At 59.4% G+C, this 16800-nt stretch carries 15 protein-coding genes and 1 riboswitch; of the genes, 8 read left to right on the top strand and 7 right to left on the bottom strand.

Going from position 1 to position 16800, the window contains the following annotated elements; all coding sequences use genetic code 11:
* Window position 1 precedes the first annotated feature (1 nt).
* Genes QEO92_RS21100 through QEO92_RS21090 form a run of 3 tightly spaced genes read right to left on the bottom strand, consistent with a single transcriptional unit; the run spans window position 2 to window position 2970 of the window.
* Window positions 2–1174, bottom strand: coding sequence for a glycoside hydrolase family 88 protein (locus QEO92_RS21100; protein WP_227704314.1), 1173 nt, complete (start codon window positions 1172–1174; stop codon window positions 2–4).
* 4 nt (window positions 1175–1178) lie between these two features.
* Window positions 1179–2015, bottom strand: a complete 837-nt coding sequence (locus tag QEO92_RS21095) for a carbohydrate ABC transporter permease (protein WP_037156887.1) — start codon at window positions 2013–2015, stop codon at window positions 1179–1181.
* Between the two features lie 4 nt (window positions 2016–2019).
* On the bottom strand, window positions 2020–2970 hold the full coding sequence (locus QEO92_RS21090; RefSeq protein ID WP_227704313.1) for a carbohydrate ABC transporter permease: 951 nt from the start codon (window positions 2968–2970) through the stop codon (window positions 2020–2022).
* Between the two features lie 240 nt (window positions 2971–3210).
* Here QEO92_RS21090 and QEO92_RS21085 point away from each other — a divergent pair, with 240 nt between their 5' ends.
* Both QEO92_RS21085 and QEO92_RS21080 read left to right on the top strand, forming a co-directional pair.
* The gene (locus QEO92_RS21085; protein WP_227704312.1) at window positions 3211–5001 is read left to right on the top strand and encodes a heparinase II/III domain-containing protein; all 1791 of its coding nucleotides are present in this window, start codon (window positions 3211–3213) and stop codon (window positions 4999–5001) included.
* A 10-nt stretch (window positions 5002–5011) separates the two neighbouring features.
* Window positions 5012–5800: a discoidin domain-containing protein gene (locus QEO92_RS21080; RefSeq protein WP_227704311.1), complete on the top strand. Its 789-nt coding sequence runs from the start codon at window positions 5012–5014 to the stop codon at window positions 5798–5800.
* Between the two features lie 47 nt (window positions 5801–5847).
* Here QEO92_RS21080 and QEO92_RS21075 read toward each other — a convergent pair whose 3' ends face one another.
* The 4 genes from QEO92_RS21075 to QEO92_RS21060 all read right to left on the bottom strand — a co-directional run bounded on the left by QEO92_RS21075 (window position 5848) and on the right by QEO92_RS21060 (window position 9937).
* Window positions 5848–6606 (bottom strand): FadR/GntR family transcriptional regulator, encoded by a 759-nt coding sequence (locus QEO92_RS21075; protein WP_037156896.1) that lies wholly within the window; start codon window positions 6604–6606, stop codon window positions 5848–5850.
* Between the two features lie 371 nt (window positions 6607–6977).
* Window positions 6978–7730, bottom strand: a complete 753-nt coding sequence (locus tag QEO92_RS21070; protein WP_037156899.1) for an ABC transporter ATP-binding protein — start codon at window positions 7728–7730, stop codon at window positions 6978–6980.
* Window positions 7724–8794 (bottom strand): FecCD family ABC transporter permease, encoded by a 1071-nt coding sequence (locus QEO92_RS21065; RefSeq protein ID WP_227704310.1) that lies wholly within the window; start codon window positions 8792–8794, stop codon window positions 7724–7726. Before QEO92_RS21065 ends, QEO92_RS21070 begins: the two co-directional genes overlap by 7 nt.
* A gap of 6 nt (window positions 8795–8800) precedes the next feature.
* Window positions 8801–9937 (bottom strand): ABC transporter substrate-binding protein, encoded by a 1137-nt coding sequence (locus tag QEO92_RS21060; RefSeq protein ID WP_227704309.1) that lies wholly within the window; start codon window positions 9935–9937, stop codon window positions 8801–8803.
* 114 nt (window positions 9938–10051) lie between these two features.
* On the opposite strand from QEO92_RS21060, the gene QEO92_RS21055 reads away from it, so the two are divergent.
* The 6 genes from QEO92_RS21055 (at window position 10052) to QEO92_RS21030 (ending at window position 16769) form a co-directional block, all read left to right on the top strand.
* A complete protein-coding gene (locus QEO92_RS21055; RefSeq protein ID WP_037156905.1) occupies window positions 10052–10837 on the top strand; it encodes a class I SAM-dependent methyltransferase in 786 nt (261 codons plus the stop codon).
* Between the two features lie 197 nt (window positions 10838–11034).
* Window positions 11035–11267: riboswitch (cobalamin riboswitch) on the top strand.
* Between the two features lie 196 nt (window positions 11268–11463).
* Entirely contained in the window at window positions 11464–12498 is a 1035-nt protein-coding gene (locus tag QEO92_RS21050; RefSeq protein ID WP_227704308.1) for an ABC transporter substrate-binding protein, read from the top strand.
* A 38-nt stretch (window positions 12499–12536) separates the two neighbouring features.
* A complete protein-coding gene (locus QEO92_RS21045) occupies window positions 12537–13535 on the top strand; it encodes a FecCD family ABC transporter permease (protein WP_227704307.1) in 999 nt (332 codons plus the stop codon).
* Window positions 13532–14356 (top strand): ABC transporter ATP-binding protein, encoded by an 825-nt coding sequence (locus QEO92_RS21040; protein WP_227704306.1) that lies wholly within the window; start codon window positions 13532–13534, stop codon window positions 14354–14356. Before QEO92_RS21045 ends, QEO92_RS21040 begins: the two co-directional genes overlap by 4 nt.
* 12 nt (window positions 14357–14368) lie before the next feature.
* Complete coding sequence (locus QEO92_RS21035) at window positions 14369–15139, top strand: class I SAM-dependent methyltransferase (protein ID WP_037156911.1); 771 nt, start codon at window positions 14369–14371, stop codon at window positions 15137–15139.
* A gap of 367 nt (window positions 15140–15506) precedes the next feature.
* Window positions 15507–16769, top strand: a complete 1263-nt coding sequence (locus tag QEO92_RS21030; RefSeq protein WP_037156913.1) for an MFS transporter — start codon at window positions 15507–15509, stop codon at window positions 16767–16769.
* Window positions 16770–16800 lie beyond the last annotated feature (31 nt).

Here is a 16800-nt window from a genome sequence, read left to right as displayed (position 1 = left end):
CTCACCAATAGGAAGACCAGTTGCGCGAAAGGCGCGTCAAAGCTTCCATGTAATAGTAATCTCCCCAGGAGACGCACTCGTCGACGCCTTCGCCGCGGCAGGTGTTGTAGGGGGATTTCTTCGAATAAGTCCCGTGCAGGACGAGGCCGTTCGATACGGCGGGATCCTTGACGGCGTAGCGATCCACGAGGCTCTTCATCATGCGGCGTGCCACTTCGCGGTATTGCGATGCGGTCTCAGGCTCGACCAGATCAGCCATTTCGAGCAGGCCGCAGGCGACGATCGAAGCGGAGGAGCTGTCACGGGGCTCGCCGTCCTCGTCCGAGAAGATGAGGTCCCAATAGGGCACCATATCGACCGGCAGGCGCCTGAGATAGAAGGCGAGCAAGCGATCGAAGGTCTGGCGATATTCTTCGATCCGTTCATATCGGTAGGAAACCGCCATCCCGGCGATGCCCCAGGCCTGGCCACGCGCCCAGGCGCTTTCGTCGCTGTATCCCTGTTTTGTCACGCCACGGACAGGTGCTCCCGTCACCGGGTCCAGGTAGAAGGTATGATAAGTAGAGTCATCGGGCCGGATGGAATTTGCTAGCGTCGTTCGGGCATGCATCAGCGCTATATCGCGATACTTCGGATCGTTCGTTTCACGGCTCGCCCAATAGAGGAGCGGCAGGTTGAGCAGGCAGTCGATGATGTAGCGGTATTCTTCCGCGACGCCCTTGCGGCCCCAGGCCTGGATAAACCGGCCGATCGGCTGAAAGCGCGCGATCAACTGGTCTGCCGCGAGTAGCGCAGCCTTGCGGCCATCCTCATCGCCGACCAGTTTCCATGCGGCGATGCAGGACGGCGAATAGAGGAACCCCATGTCGTGATGGTCCGTCTCGATGCGGTCTTCTATTCGGTGGAGGAAGCTCTGGACCTGGATCTGCGCAGCATATTGGAAGATCTTATCGCCGGTATGCTCGAAAGCGAGCCAGATTTCTCCCGGCCAGAAACCCGCAGTCCACTGGTTGTTTTCGACGGCAGGATAGACATTGCCGACGCTCGAATGATTCTGCGAGACATAGGTGAATTCCGGCAGATTCCGCCTGACCTGCTCGACGGCGATATCGAGCGCGGTCTTAACCTCGGTATCGGTGATCGGCTGCGGGGCGACGGACGAGGCGGCATTCATGGACTTAACCCTTGAGACCCGACGAGGCGACACCCTCGACGAAGAAGCGCTGCAGAGACAGGAAGACGACGAGAACCGGGATGAGTGCTACGACCGAGGCGGCCATGATCAGTCCGTATTCAGCCGAATATTGGGAAATGAACATGCGCAGGCCGATCTGGATGGTCTTCAGCTCGGTCTTGGTGAGATAGATCATCGGCCCGAGGAAGTCGTTCCAGGTGGTGACGAAGGTGAAGATGGTCAGCGTCGAAAGCGCCGGCTTCGAGAGCGGCAGCATGATCTTCGCCCAGATCTGGTACTCGTTCATGCCATCGATGCGCGCCGCTTCGCAGAGTTCCGTCGGGATAGACATATAGAACTGCCGCATCAGGAAGACGCCGAAGGCGGTAAAGGCTTGCAGGCAGATCAGCGCGAGATGTGTGTTGTTGAGCCCGAACTCCCGCATCAGCAGGAATTGCGGCACCATATAGACCTGCCAGGGCATGGCGATCGTTGCGATATAGCCGAGGAAGAGCGTGTTCTTGTAGGGAAAGTTGAGCTTGGCGAAGGCATAGGCCGCGAAGCTCGACGTCAGGAGCTGGAGGAGCGTGACGATGATGGTCAGCTTGGACGTGTTATAGATAAAGAGCGCCAGCGGAATCTTCGTCCAGATGTCCACGTAGTTCTGCCATTGCGGCTCGGACGGGATCCATTCGATCGGGAAGGCGAAGACGTCGCGGCTGAGCTTCAGCGAAGCCGACAGCATCCAGGCGAAGGGCATCAGCATCACTGCGGTGATGACGATGGCGATCGTATAGATGGCTACGGTCTTGGCCGTGATTTTGCGTCCGGCGATCCTCATGACCTCAGTCCTCCCTCTGACGGCGGAACTGGATGACCGTGACGGCGAGCACGAGGAAGAAAAGAACCAGCGCGATCATGCTGGAATAGCCTAGATCCCAGGAGATGAAGGCCTCGTTGTAGATGTGGTAAACGAGGACGAGCGTGGATGTGCCCGGACCGCCTTGGGTGATCATGTAGACCTGATCGAATACCTTGAAGGATTGGATCGTCAGCATGACCGTCACGAAGAATGTGGTCGGCGCGAGCTGCGGCACGGTAACATAAATGAATTTCTGCCAGGAATTGGCGCCGTCGAGGTCGGCCGCCTCGTAGAGTTCGGAATTGATGCCCTGCAGGCCGGCCAGATAGATGACCATGTAATAGCCCATGCTCTTCCAGATGCCGAAGAGGACGACCGTGACCATGGCCCAATGCCGGTCGGCCGCCCAGCCCGGCATGTCCTTTGGATCGAGGCCGAGCGTGTAGAGGATCATGTTCACCGGTCCCATTTCGGGATTGAAGATCATGTTCCAGACGACGGCCACGGCGACCAGCGACGCGACATATGGGAAGAACATCGCGGTTCGGAAGAAATCGCGGCCGAAGATCTTCTGGTTCAAAAGGATTGCGAGTCCGAGCGCGCAGAGAAGCGTCGCCGGCACGGAAACGACCGTGTAGACGATGGTGTTCCAGAAAGCGGCGATGAAGGCCTTGTCCTCGAAAAGCCGCCAGAAATTATCCAGCCCTGCGAAGGTGATCGCGTTGGAGCCATCCCAATGCATGAAGGCCAGCGCGAACGCAAAGGCGATCGGTCCGAGAGTGAAGACGGCGAAGCCGATGAAATTCGGTGCGATGAAGGTATAGGCGACCAGCGCATTCTGTATCTTGCGGCGGCGCTTTGACAAGGCCTTCACCTTGCGCCGGGGATCTGCCGGTGCATGGTCTATCGCCGTGGCCGTATTCGAAATGGACACCGATCCTCTCCTCCCGGCTGACCGCCTGCGACATGAAAGCCGCCAGGCACGCAATTCCGTTCTTGCCTACGGGCGCATCCTTGCGCTCCTCCCTGCCTCCTGCTGCTGCACCACATAGCATATCTTCCACATTGGTCAAACAAGTTATGAATAAATCATATGAATTTTGTGGCGACGGCAGAATACGTATGATAGGTGAGGGTTGCGATCTGAAACTGGCTGCGCTTTGGGAGGAGAAACATGTTCGGTGAGATGACGGGGAAGCTGCCAGGCAATTTGGTCGATTTCTGCCCCGGTGCTCCTTTCTCGGACCGCGCTGCCTGGACTGCTGTGCCCGCTCCCCTTCGCGCCGTGGTTCTTCAGGATGCCGAAGAAACGCTCAAGCGGCCATGGTCGCTTATCCTGGCATCCGACTACCGGGAATACGGTGAAACGGGCAACCGGTCCCGTTTCGAGGAGCTTTACTTCAGCCGGCGACGCATGTTGAACAACCTTGTGCTCGGGGAGTTGATCGAGGGGAGGAAACGCTTCCTACCGGCCATCGTCGACGGCATTTTCCTGATTGCCGAGGAAAGCGGCTGGCAGTTGCCGGCACACAATTCCTATGAGAGGGGTGGCCCGCGTTCTGCTCTTCCCGATACCGCCCGGCCCGTGATCGATCTTTTTGCAGCCGAAACCGCAGCGCTGCTTGCCACTGTCGTGGCATTGATGCGGAACGAACTGGATGCGATGAGCCCCGAGATCGTCGCCCGTATCGAACGGGAGATCGGGGTTCGCATCTTTGAACCTTACTTGGCCAGGCATTTCTGGTGGATGGGCCGCGGCAGCGAGCGGATGAACAACTGGACGGCCTGGATAACCCAGAATGTCCTTCTGTCCGTTTTCTCCCTTCGCACTGAGCAGCAACTGCGCCGGAAAGTCGTCGAAAAGGCCCTCCGCAGCCTCGATGCTTTTCTGAAAGATTATGCCGAGGATGGTGCTTGCGAGGAAGGCGTTGTCTATTACCGGCATGCCGCGCTCTGCGTGCATGGCGCGATGACCATCCTGGATGCTGCAGCACCGGGCGTTTTCACGTCCCTCCGGAGCGAGCCGAAAATCCGCAACATGGCCGAATATGTTCTCAACATGCATGTTTCCGGCCGTCACTATTTCAATTTCGCGGATTCTTCTGCGGTGGTCGAGCCCTGCAGCGTGCGCGAGTATCTCTTCGGCAAGGCGGTCGGATCAGAGGCTTTGGCATCGTTTGCCGCAGCCGACAGAGTGCGTGCGGAAAACCCGCACCTGCCGCAGGAATGGAATCTTTGGTACCGGGTGCAGGAGTTGCTGGCGGGACCGAAGATCTCCGACAAACCTGATCAGATTCCGGCACGCGATATCTTCTATCCCGGCATCGAGTTGTTCATTGCACGCGACGAACACTTCGCTCTCGCAGTGAAGGGCGGCAATAACGGCGAAAGCCACAACCACAACGACGTCGGAAGTGTGACACTCTATAGGGATGGGCGGCCATTCCTCATCGATGTCGGTGTCGAAACCTACACCGCCAAGACCTTTTCTCCGAGACGGTACGAGATATGGACGATGCAGTCGGCATATCACAACCTGCCGACTTTCGGCGGCGTCATGCAGTCGGATGGCGAAGGCTTTGCTGCGCGGGATGTGGAGACCAGTTTCGATGAGGCGGAAGCGCGCATTTCCCTCGATATCGCCGGCGCCTATCCGCCGGAGGCGCAGGTCCATAGCTACCGGCGCGTTGTCTCACTCCTTCGAGGGCGCCACGTGGAAATTTCGGATATTTGTGAAGGGGATTTGCCGGCCGTTCTGTCGCTCATGACCTGCTTCGAGCCATCAGTCGCGACGGGAGTGATTGAAGTGCCGCCCCTCGGCCGGATCGAGTTGCAAGGCGCCGGCAGAGTGGAAGTGGAGCCCATCGAGATAGAGGATGCACGGCTGAGGAAATCCTGGCCCGCCAAGATCTACCGGGTGCTTATCCCTCTTGCCGGAAAAAAACTAACACTACGGATCGCCTGAGGAGGACGGGATGGAGTTGACGTTGAAGGTGCTTGGCGTCAATGGGACCGTCCTGGCAAGTGCGACAGGAAAGGACGAGGTCTTTCTCGTTTACCGCCAGGACTACCGGGAAGGTGATCGGATCGTTGTATTGGCATCGGAACCGGGACATGTCGTTCTCGCGCTTGACGACACGATCGGCTCTGCGGCAGCCTACCTCAAGAGTCCCTGCTATTCTCTCAAAGTCCCTTTCGGCGACAAGCGCGCCTGCTATTCCCCCCGTGCATTTCAGGGTGATATCCACCGGCTCCATGTGCGCAAGGCCCGGCCGGACGAGATCGCCTCACGGAGGAACCTGGCTCTCAATCCATGGGATGATCATGCCAATACGACGCTGTTCCCGCATGTGAAAGCCAATGCGGAGACGCGCGGCGAAGCGGTGTTTGCCGCGCGCAATGCGATCGACGGCGAGAAGGCCAACGACAATCACGGTTTCTGGCCCTACACGAGCTGGGGTATCAATAGAAATCCGGAAGCGGCACTCACGGTGGGGTTCGGTCGTCCGGTTCGGATCGACGAAGTCGTCTTCTATCTGCGAGCGGATTTCCCGCATGACTCATGGTGGAAAAAGGCAAGCATCACCTTTTCGGACGGCGAAACCGCTTGCTTTCCATTGGCTAAGTCAGGGGCAGGGCAATCCTTTTCGATAAGGCCCAGGACTGTCGAATGGATCCGCTTGCACAGCCTCGTCAAGGCCGAAGATCCTTCATTCTTTCCGGCGTTGACACAGATCGAAGTGTGGGGAAGAGACGTTGACTAGGGCCGGGTATGGGTGGCGAGGATCACCCATGTAAGGTGCTGGCTGACCTAGCCCGGAAATGTTCGGAAGTCCTTGAGCAGGTCTCGATATCGGATCTGACTGCCTCTCAAATGGTCGCGCATGGCGTTGCGTGCGGCTTCCTCGTCCCGATCGGAGATCGCCACGACGATTGCCTCATGCTCCTTGTGGATCATTTTTCGATAAGCGGTTTGTTCGGCCGCCCGCGACTCGTTGACAATCTTTGATTGGGGAATGACCGCGGAACCGTGGAACTCCAGATGCTGCTTGAAAAGCGGGTTATTGGTGGCCTCGGCAATGGCGAAGTGGAGGGCGAGATCCGCTTCGCGGATCGATTCATCATTCTCGATGCATCTGAGAATTTTCCGATGACACTCAAAAATCGCCTCCTCCTGCGCCGGCGACCGGCGCAGCGCCGCAAGGCCTGCCGCTTCGATCTCGAGCGGCGCGCGGACTTCGAGGACTTCCAGATCGGAGGATACGCGCGCCTTGTCGACCCGTCGTCCGGAAAGCGATGGATACGCCTCGGTGCCGAGAACAAATATCCCGGCTCCCTGGCGCACTTCGACAAGCCCATCGGAGCGAAGTGCCGCGACCGCTTCCCGGATCACGGTGCGGCTGACGCCGTGCGTCTCGGTCAGTTCGATTTCGCTCGGAAGCTTGTCGCCGGGAGAGTATTGACCGCTCAAGATAGCCTGCCGAAGGCTTTCTCCAACTTGTGAGACCAGCGATCCGGGACCCCTGCTGCGATCCTTCATTTGTACTGCCACGCCTTGATCCCTTTGCATTGGCCTTTCGGAGCACCACCTCAATGTGCAATCCTGAAATTTCGATTCATCAGACATGTATGACAAATAGGGCTTCGTTTCAATGGACGAGTCGACGGCGGATATCTCTCCCCGACCAATTATCGTTATCGGACGCAAGAATCTTATGCCGCTGCTCGTGTCCAGAGCGGTTCACTGCTCAAAAGATAAGTTGATGCTCGAGGTCGATCAGGCTCAAGCGACCGGTCTCTTCAAGTGACCTGATCCCAGCGCGATTAGTATGATGATCTTTGCGGCCTGCTCATCATCGTGCGGCCTTCGTCACGACAAGGCAACTCAGACGCCTACCATTGGCGTCGGCAGCCGCGAGGGCTAAGTCAAGCCTTCGGTCGTCAGTGTGCGGTTCCATCCACGATGACGTGATCATGATCCAGTGAGCATTTTTCAATGCGCGCATGAATCTTGTAGACCTCGCGCAACATTTCGGCGGTGACCACGTCGCGAGGCTTGCCGCAGGCGCGCATGCGGCCATTGGCGATGACCAACACCTTGTCGGCAAAGCGCAGCGCCTGATTGAGGTCATGGATTGCAATCAGCACGATCATGCCCTTGGTGCGCGCCTGGCGCTGCATGAAGTCGAGCACCTCGACCTGGCGATGAAGGTCGAGCGCGCTGGTCGGTTCGTCCATCAGCATGATTTCCGGTTCCCGGATCAACGCCTGGGCTATGGAGACGAGTTGCCTTTGGCCACCGGAAAGTGCGCCAAGGTCTCGGAAGGCGATCGAAGTGATATTCAGCGCCTTCATGATCTCGTCGATGAAACGCAGATCGCCGTCACTGACGGCCCAGGACTGGCCCTGCTTGCGGGCCAGCAGGATAGACTCATACACGGTCAGAACGGCGTTGGCGGAAGTGTCCTGAGGCATGTAGCCGATGGCATTCCCTCTCCTGGCTCCGTCGATCACAACACTGCCGGGCCCCTTCAGTATGCCGGTGATCCGCTTAAAGAGCGTTGACTTGCCGGCTGCGTTCGGACCGATCACCGCGATCATTTCACCGGATTTCATCATCGGTGTCGTCACGCCTTCGACGAAGAGCTTGCGACCGTGGTAGGCGCCGACCGATTGCAACTGCAACGCTACCATGAGCGGCTCCTGTTGGAGAGGATAAGCGAGAAGAAGAAAGGTACCCCAACCAGCGCGGTGATGATGCCGATCGGAAAAACCACGCCTGGAATGATCGATTTCGACACGATCGATGTCAGCGAGAGCAGGAGTGCGCCGGAGAGGATCGAGCCCGGCAGGAAGAAGCGCTGATCCTCGCCTAGGATCATACGGGCGATATGCGGTCCGACGAGGCCCACGAAGCCGATCGTGCCGACGAAACTCACCGGCACAGCGGCCAGCAGCGAGATGATCAGCATGGTCTCCAGCCGGATGCGGCGGACGTTCACGCCGAAGCTGGCGGCTTTGTCTTCGCCGAGACGGATGGCGCTCAGAGCCCAGGCATTGCGCGCAAACAGCGGCAGGGCGATCAGAAGGACGGCAAGCGTGACCCAGATCTTCGGCCAGGTCGCCTTGGTGAGACTTCCCATCGTCCAGAAGACGACCGCCGACAAAGCCTGCTCGGTGGCGAGATACTGCAGGAAGGCGAGCAGGGCGTTGAAGGTGAAAACCAGAGCAATGCCGAGCAGGACGACCGTCTGAACCGAAACGCCGCGGGCTTGCGAGATGAAATGGATGAAAAGCGTGGCGATCAATGCCATGATGAAGGCGTTGACAGGCACGAGCATACCGGCCGCAACCGGCAGGAGCGAGACGCTGGTGACGATCGCAAGCGCGGCACCGAAGCTCGCCGCGGCCGAAATGCCGAGCGTGAAGGGGCTCGCAAGCGGGTTGGCCAGGATCGTCTGCATTTGAGCCCCTGCAACGGAAAGAGCGGCGCCGACCACGATTGCCATGATGGCGACCGGCATGCGGATATCCCAGACGACGGCCCGGACCTGCGGCGAGACGGAGGACGGATCGAGAAGGGCAGCGACGACTTCACCGAGGTCGTAGCGGGCCGGCCCCCAGGCGAGATCGACGGCAAATGACAGGCAAAGCGCGCCCGTCATCACCGCAAGAATTGTCAGCTTGCGCCGGGCGAGGGCGCGATAGCGCTCCTGCCCGGCTTCGATTTCGATCGACGGAGCTGCGACCTCGGCCATCGGCGCTTACCGATCCTCTTTCGCGTTGATCCAATAACCCGGCTGATAGGCGACCGGCAGGAACTTCTCGTGGAATTCCTTGAAGGTGGCGTCCGGATCGAGATCGGCGAAAAGGTCCGGGTGGAACCACTTGGCCATCTGCTGCACGGCGACGAACTGATAGGGGCTCGTATAAAATTGATGCCAGATCGCATGAACATTGCCACTGGCGACGGCTTTCGAACCGGTGAAAGCAGGATTTTCCATCAGCGCATTCAGTGCCTTGCGGCTATCGTTGAAGGTGGACGCGGCGCTCGGGCCAACGTTCACATAGTCCTTGGCATTTTTCGTCTGGCTCCAATTGGAACCCGTGACGACAACGATATCCGGATTGGAAGCAACAACCTGTTCGGCATTGATGGAGCCCGTATAGCCAGGCAGGAAATCGGAGCCGAGATTGTGGCCGCCGGCCCAATCCACCATCAGGCCGAAATTGTCCGGGCCGAACGTGCCGCAGCACTCCACGAGTCCGGCAGCGCGGTACATGAAGACGTTCGGTTTCGGCGGATTGGCCGCCTTGAGCTTGTCGGTGACGCGCGCCATCTGCTCCTTCCAGTAGGCGGCGATGGCTTCGGCACGGTCCTCGTGGCCAAGGATCTTGCCGAGAATCTTCAGACTCGGTTCCGTGTTGTCGAGAATGTGTTCGCGGAAGTCGATATAGACGATCTTCACGCCGATGCCGTTCAGCATATCCTCGAGTTTGACTTCGTCGGCGGCCTGCTTGCTGCCAATCGGGAGCAGCACGACATCGGGATTGAGCTTGACGACCGTCTCGGTCTGTAGCGTGCCATCCGTCAGGTTGCCGAGGAAGGGAAGTTCCTTGCCCTTCGGGAACTTCGTGACATAGGTGTTGAAGCCGTCCTTGTCGGTCGTCCACAGGTCGTTACGCCAGCCGACGACCTTTGCGAAGGGATCCTCCTTTTCGATCGGCGCCACGGCGTAGAGCATGCGGCCTTCACCCAGGATGACGCGCTCGACCGGCTTGTCGAAGGCTACTTCGCGGCCAGCCACGTCCTTCACCGTGAAGGATTGTGCCATTGCAGGCGAGGCCAGAAGGCCTCCAAGCACAACCGCAGTTGCTGCAGACAACTTCATGAAATTCATCTGGAAACTCCCCCGATGACTGATAATGTCAACAGGCATAAGAATTATGACTTTTGGAATCAAGTTTTATGTTTTAGAGCTTTTCCAAAGTGCTGATGTGCAGGGGTGGCTGTGATGAACCTGATGAACACCAATTACTCTATCCGCGATGAAATTCGTGATTTCTGGTCGGAAAGGGCTGCAACGTTCGACGAGAGCGTCGGCCATGAAATCTTCTCCGAAGAGGAGCGGAGAGGATGGCTACGGTTGATCAGGAAGCATCTGGGCGAAGGAGAAGGCCGGGCGGCACTCGATCTCGCCTGCGGCACGGCGGTCATCTCGCACCTGATGAACAACGTTGGCTTCAGGGTGACGGGCCTCGACTGGTCGGATGCGATGCTGGCGCAGGCGCGCGCCAAGGCGAAGACGCGAGGCGCGGATATCCGTTTCGTCTCGGGCGACGCGGAAAACACGATGGAGCCGAAGGAGAGCTACGACGCCATCACCAACCGCCACCTGGTCTGGACGCTGGTCGATCCGCCGGCGGCTTTCCGCGAATGGCTCTCCGTCCTGAAGCCAGGGGGGAAGGTCCTGATCGTCGACGGAAACATGGGCAAGGAAACCTGGGTCAAGAGCCTTCAGAAGTTCTGGGCGAAAATGACAGGCAAGCAGCTTGTGAGCCACATGGCGCCAGAGATGATGGCACGGCATCAAAGCATCCGATCACGGGTCTACTTCTCCGAACGAATGCCGGCGGAAGCGATTGTGGATTTGCTGCGTCAAGCCGGTTTCGAGGACATTGTCGTCGATCGCAAGCTGTTCGACATCCACTGGGCGCAAGCCCGCAAGATGCCCTTCCTGCGCGGGCTCGAGCGCATGGTGCAGGATCGGTATGCGATTTGCGCGACCAAGCCAAAGTAGCCTTCCCTCCTGATATTTCATCGGCATTTTGCTGCGCTCCGGCTCTGAAACAAAAAAAGACGGCTGAGATTGAAAGCCGCTGGACAGGTGAGCATCCTTTGCATATGTAATGATATTACATTACATAAATGCCGACATCGGGAGAAGCCAATGGCTCGCTCACAATCATTCGCCACTTGACTGCGATCTCGAGTGGTCTTTATCTGGCGAGTGACGGTTCCCCGAGTTCAATGCGAAGGGATGAAATGGGAACACGGTGCGGAGACCCGAAGGGGATCCAAGACCGTGGCTGCCCCCGCAACTGTAAGCGGATTGCCGTCCATCCTCGTGGCGCCGAAAGGTGCCATGCCACTGCGCAGTCCGGCGCGGGAAGGCAGATGGACGACAGATATCCGCAAGCCAGGAGACCTGCCGTCGAATATCGATCCATCGTCACGGGCGGGGATGCCCGGAACAGGAGCAGGACATGACTATCATCCGCGCCTTTTGGCGCCCTGGCACTTCGTATCCCCCAAATCTCGACGATTATTCCGTTGATCGGGCTGCCTCACGGGCATTCTGAGCCTCACCACCGTCCGGCACGCGGGCTTGCCGCCGGCGTTCACGTCACATTTCGGGGAAACACGATGCATATCTTTCTGAAACGGCCGTTGCATGTTGGCCTCGGCGCCTTCTCCTTGATCGCCTCCGGCCTGTTCCACAGCGCCGCTGCGGCGGAAACCAGCTATCCTCTCACGCTCGAAAATTGCGGCCGGCAGGTCACCTTCGAGAAGGCACCGTCGCGTACGGTCTCGATCGGTCAGAGCAGCACCGAAATCCTTTATCTCCTGGGGCTGGCGAACAAGGTGGTCGGTACGGCGCTTTGGGTCGGACCGGTCCTCAAAGGCTATGAGGATGTGAATACGAAGATCGAACGGCTTGCAGACAACGAGCCTAGCTTCGAAAGCGTGCTCGGCAAGAAGCCGGACATCGTTGCCGTTCAGTTCCAGTGGCAGGTCGGGCCCGAGGGCGTGGTCGCCAAGCCCGAGCAGTTCGAGGAACTTGGCATTCCGGTCTATACGTCGCCATCCGATTGCATCGGCAAGGAAAATTCCGCCGCCAGCGACGGCATCCGCCATCAGGTCTTCACCATGGAACTCGTCTATCGAGAAGTCCGCGATCTCGCGAAGATCTACAACGTCCAGGACAAGGGCGAGGAGGTCGTGGCCGACCTGAAGCGGCGCGAGGAGGCTGCCCGCGCCAAGGTCGCCCCGGCGGAAGGCAAGCTTTCCGCCGTCTTCTGGTTCTCCAGCGCCCAGCAGGATTCTGATCCCTATATGGCAGGCAAGAATGGCGCGCCCGGCTATATCATGTCGGCTCTCGGCATCGAGAACATCATAAAGACCGATGACGAGTGGCCGACGATCGGCTGGGAAACCATCGCCAAGGCCAATCCGACCATGATCGTGGCGGGCGCCATGGAGCGGCGGCGTTATCCGCTGGACAGTATCGAAGCCAAGCACAAGTTCCTTGAGACGGATCCCGTCGCAAGCCTGATGCCGGCCGTGAAGAACGGTCATGTCTTCGACATGGATGCACAGGCGATGAACCCGACGATCCGCACCATCGAAGGCATCGAGGCGTTGGCCGATGCCATCGCCGCTGCCGGCCTTGCGAAGTGACCCTCCAAGTGGGCCGGGCGATATCCTCAATCGGACGAATGGGCGCGGTTTTCCTTGCGCTCGTCGTCCTTGTCGCCGCGCTTTGGCTGGGTGCGGCGATCGGTGAGACAGCGATCCCGCTCGAGGTGGTCGCCAAGACGGTCGCTAACCGGCTATGGGATGCGGGTTATCCGCTGGAACCGATCGACGAAGGCATTGTCTGGAGCTATCGGTTAAGCCGCGCCGTAGTCGCAGCCTGCTGCGGCGCCTCACTCGCTTTATCCGGCGTCGTGCTGCAATCGCTGCTGCGCAATCCGCTGGCCGATCCCTATATCCTTGGCATATCGGCCGGGGCTTCCACCGGTGCTGTCGGCGTGGCGATCCTGGGAGTTGGTGCGGGCCTCCTGACGCTGCCGATGGGAGCCTTCATTGGTGCCCTCGTCGCCTTCGCGCTTGTCAGCCTTTTGGCCGCCAAGGCGGGCAGGGGAACGGCCGCCATCATCCTTGCCGGCGTCGCGGGCTCGCAGCTCTTCAACGCGCTCACCTCCTTTATCGTCACCAAGGCGGCGACCGCCGAGCAGGCGCGCGGCATCATGTTTTGGCTGCTCGGCAATCTTTCCGGCGTCCGTTGGCCGGATGCCTGGCTCGCCATTCCTGCGGCTCTATTCGGCCTTGCGGTCTGCCTCTGGCATGCCCGGTCGCTTGATGCCTTCACCTTCGGCGCAGAATCGGCCGCTTCGCTCGGCATTTCGGTTCGCCGGACCTATCTCACGCTGGTCGGCATATCCGCGATGATGACGGCGGTCATGGTCTCCATCGTAGGGTCGATCGGCTTCGTCGGGCTGGTCATCCCGCATGCGGCGCGCATGCTGGTCGGCATCCGCCATGGCGTGCTCCTGCCGGCGGCAGCGCTGATCGGCGCCGCCTTCATGATTGTGGCGGATATCCTGTCGCGCATTTTGATTCCGGGCCAGGTTCTGCCAATCGGCGTGATCACCGCGCTCATCGGAGCGCCGGCCTTCGCCTTGATTCTCGGACAGAGGAGAGGCCGCGCATGATGCTTTCGGCCAGGAATGTTTCATGGGCAGCCGGAGGCGCCGAAATCCTGCGCGATGTCTCGCTTGACGTGCGGTCAGGCGAATTTCTCGGCATCATCGGCCCGAACGGTTCGGGAAAGACGAGCCTGATGGCGTTGCTTGCCGGCATCCGCAAGCCGAAGTCGGGCGAAGTCCTGCTGGACGGCGTGCCGATCGGCACGCTCGGGCGGCGCGAGGTTGCCCGCCGGTTGGCACTAGTGGAGCAGCAGGCGGAGACCGGCGAGCGGATTACCGCCCGGCAGGCGGTCGAACTTGGACGCACGCCCTATCTAGAGCCGCTGTCGCCCTGGTCGCCGGAGGACGACACGATCGTAGAGGCGGCGCTTCAAAACGTCGATATGCTCCACCTGTCCAGCCGGTTGTGGCACACGCTTTCCGGCGGCGAACGCCAGCGCCTGCATATCGGCCGCGCGCTCGCACAACATCCGCGAATCCTACTTCTCGACGAGCCCACCAACCATCTCGACATCGGCCACCAGATCGGCCTGCTCGATCTGGTGCGTCGGCAAGGTTTGACTGTGGCGGCGGCTCTGCACGATCTCAATCATGCGGCCATGTTCTGCGACCGCCTTGCCGTCATGCAGGGCGGGCAACTGGTGGCGCTCGGCGCACCGAGCGATGTGCTGACGGTCGAATGCATTCGGGAGGTCTTCGGCGTGGAGGCGGAGATCGATCAGGGCAGCGATGGCAGTTGCTTCATCCGCTACATACATAGCCATGGGTTCGCCCCATACGGCATCATCGTTCGGGAAAGATGTACGGCTGAAGTCGATTGCACATAGGGGATCGTGAGCATGGACGGACGCAACCACCACCTCAAGGAGGATATCCGCGAATATTGGTCCAAGCGGTCGGAAACCTTCGATCTCGCCTTTGGTCATCGCATACCGCCTGGGCCGGAACTTGAGGCCTGGGCCGCCGCAGTCCGTCGGAGCCTCGGCAACGAACCGCTCAAGGTGCTCGAACTTGCCTGTGGCACCGGCGAGGTGACCAATGTGCTCCTCTCCCTGGGGCACGAGGTCACGGCGCTCGATTTTTCCGAAGCAATGCTGAATGTCGCGCGGCGCAAGCATGCGGGGCGGAAACGGGTACGGTTCATCCTTGCCGATGCGGAGCAGACGATGGAGCCGGACGCAAGCTATGACGCCGTCGTCTGCCGTCATCTCGTCTGGACGCTGACTGAACCTGAACAGGCCCTTGCCGATTGGTGTCGGGTCCTGAAGCCGGGAGGGAAACTCCTGATCTTCGACGGCGATTGGGCAAGGCCGACGCCGGTTGGGAAATTCGCGTCTTACGCCATCCGTCTCATCGACCGGCTGAGCGGAATCGATCCGCACTATGATGGCGCCATGAGTGACCGGCACCAGAACATCATGGCCTGGCTGCCGTTTGGTGAGGGCCTTACCGTGGAGAGGCTTAAGCCGTTGGTCGAAGCGGCGGGCTTTGAGGACATAGAGATTTCCTCCCACCGGCCGATCGCCGCGGCACAGCGCAAGACCGCCAATCTGAGAAACCGATTGAGAACGCTGCTTTACCGGCGCTTCATTCTCTCCTGCCGGCGTTGAACTCTAATAGGAGGGATTGAAGGCACAGGGTCGTCCCCGCGGTGCCGAATATGGGGTTGAGCCCGTGCCTATTTTGGGCGCACTGCACAATTTTTGGCGCCTATGTGATTGATGTTTGGCAGATGCGAGCATGACTTGAGAGCGAAATAACGGATTTAATTACCTTTTCGTATTTGGCACAGCTCTTGCTTCTAAACTGGTGAGGCCAAAGGGCCGCATTTTTTAGCGTCCAACGACGGGCGCCCCAGGCAAAGCCGCTGATCAGGATATCTCGCACACCTTTGGTGTCCGCGTACCTGGCCAGCGGCTTTTTGTTTTTAACCCCTAGCGATGGATCGGCACGACCTTGTCGGGCCCTGGAGAAGCCATGTCTGTACTTGAGAAAACACAGCCCATGTCCGCCGGCGAACCAGCCAAAGCATTGTGGATGTCCACGATCGCCTTCACCGTCTGTTTTGCCGTATGGACGATCTTTGCGATCATCGGGATCCGCATCAAGCAGGATCTCGGACTGAACGAAGCCGAGTTCGGATTGCTGGTCGGCACGCCGGTCCTGACCGGTTCGCTCATCCGCATCCTCCTTGGCGTCTGGACCAGCCGTTATGGCGGCCGCCTCGTTTACACGCTCACCATGCTGGCCGCTGCATTGGCGACTTTCCTGCTGTCCTATGCTCAAACCTATACACAGATGCTGATTGCCGGTCTCGGTGTCGGCCTTGCCGGTGGTTCCTTTGCAGTCGGCGTCGCCTACGTCTCGCCCTTCTTCCCGGCCGAAAAGCAGGGGACGGCACTTGGCATCTTCGGCGCCGGCAATGTCGGCGCGGCCGTGACCAAATTCGCTGCACCGTTCGTGCTCATCGCATGGGGATGGCAGGCTGTCGCGCAGATCTGGGCCGTAGGGCTGGCGTTGATGGCAATCGTCTTCTGGTTCACCACGACGGATGATCCGGCCTTCCGCCTTCGCCGCGAGCATGGTGTTGTTTCCAAGAGCCTGCTTCAGGAGTTCGCACCGCTGAAGAACGCTCAGGTCTGGCGCTTCTCGCTCTACTATTTCTTCGCCTTTGGCGGCTTCGTTGCCCTGTCGTTATGGCTGCCTCGCTATCTCGTCGGCGTCTATGGCTTCAACCTTGGAGTCGCCGGCATAATCGCGGCTGCCTATTCCATTCCGGGCAGCATCTTCCGTGCCTTCGGCGGCGTGTTGTCGGACAGGAAGGGTGCGCGCAGCGTCATGTATGCGATGTTCGCGGTATCGGCCGTTGCCACGCTCATCCTTTCGCTACCGGCAGCCGGAACCGGCTCCGCACTCGGGATCACGCCGGGCGTCTTCATCGTCGTCATTTTCGTTTTGGGCTTCATGATGAGCCTCGGCAAGGCCGCCGTCTACAAGCATATTCCGGCATATTACCCGGAAAGTGTCGGCGCCGTCGGCGGTATCGTCGGCATGATGGGCGGTCTCGGCGGCTTCATTCTTCCGATCGCCTTCGGCGTGCTTAAGGACATGACCGGCCTTTGGTCCAGCTGCTTCGTGCTGCTCTTTCTGATCGTCGCAATCTCGCTCGTCTGGATGCACTTGTCGGTAAAGCAACTCGACCGTCAGGGGCTCTCCGCTCAGCCAGTGGCCGCCACCTGAGGTCCTGAGATTAACAGCCCCAGCGAAGGCC

The sequence above is a fragment of the Neorhizobium petrolearium genome (genome assembly GCF_029854435.1).
GTDB lineage: Bacteria > Pseudomonadota > Alphaproteobacteria > Rhizobiales > Rhizobiaceae > Neorhizobium > Neorhizobium petrolearium.
This window is presented reverse-complemented; position numbering and strand designations above follow the sequence as displayed.

Excerpts from the sequence above, each read along its gene's own strand:
- QEO92_RS21100 (WP_227704314.1), bottom strand. The coding sequence starts at position 1,174 with ATGAATGCCGCCTCGTCCGTCGCCCCGCAGCCGATCACCGATACCGAG.
- QEO92_RS21095 (WP_037156887.1), bottom strand. The coding sequence starts at position 2,015 with ATGAGGATCGCCGGACGCAAAATCACGGCCAAGACCGTAGCCATCTAT.
- QEO92_RS21085 (WP_227704312.1), top strand. The coding sequence starts at position 3,211 with ATGTTCGGTGAGATGACGGGGAAGCTGCCAGGCAATTTGGTCGATTTC.
- QEO92_RS21080 (WP_227704311.1), top strand. The coding sequence starts at position 5,012 with ATGGAGTTGACGTTGAAGGTGCTTGGCGTCAATGGGACCGTCCTGGCA.
- QEO92_RS21075 (WP_037156896.1), bottom strand. The coding sequence starts at position 6,606 with ATGCAAAGGGATCAAGGCGTGGCAGTACAAATGAAGGATCGCAGCAGG.
- QEO92_RS21070 (WP_037156899.1), bottom strand. The coding sequence starts at position 7,730 with ATGGTAGCGTTGCAGTTGCAATCGGTCGGCGCCTACCACGGTCGCAAG.
- QEO92_RS21065 (WP_227704310.1), bottom strand. The coding sequence starts at position 8,794 with ATGGCCGAGGTCGCAGCTCCGTCGATCGAAATCGAAGCCGGGCAGGAG.
- QEO92_RS21060 (WP_227704309.1), bottom strand. The coding sequence starts at position 9,937 with ATGAATTTCATGAAGTTGTCTGCAGCAACTGCGGTTGTGCTTGGAGGC.
- QEO92_RS21055 (WP_037156905.1), top strand. The coding sequence starts at position 10,052 with ATGAACCTGATGAACACCAATTACTCTATCCGCGATGAAATTCGTGAT.
- QEO92_RS21050 (WP_227704308.1), top strand. The coding sequence starts at position 11,464 with ATGCATATCTTTCTGAAACGGCCGTTGCATGTTGGCCTCGGCGCCTTC.
- QEO92_RS21045 (WP_227704307.1), top strand. The coding sequence starts at position 12,537 with ATGGGCGCGGTTTTCCTTGCGCTCGTCGTCCTTGTCGCCGCGCTTTGG.
- QEO92_RS21040 (WP_227704306.1), top strand. The coding sequence starts at position 13,532 with ATGATGCTTTCGGCCAGGAATGTTTCATGGGCAGCCGGAGGCGCCGAA.
- QEO92_RS21035 (WP_037156911.1), top strand. The coding sequence starts at position 14,369 with ATGGACGGACGCAACCACCACCTCAAGGAGGATATCCGCGAATATTGG.
- QEO92_RS21030 (WP_037156913.1), top strand. The coding sequence starts at position 15,507 with ATGTCTGTACTTGAGAAAACACAGCCCATGTCCGCCGGCGAACCAGCC.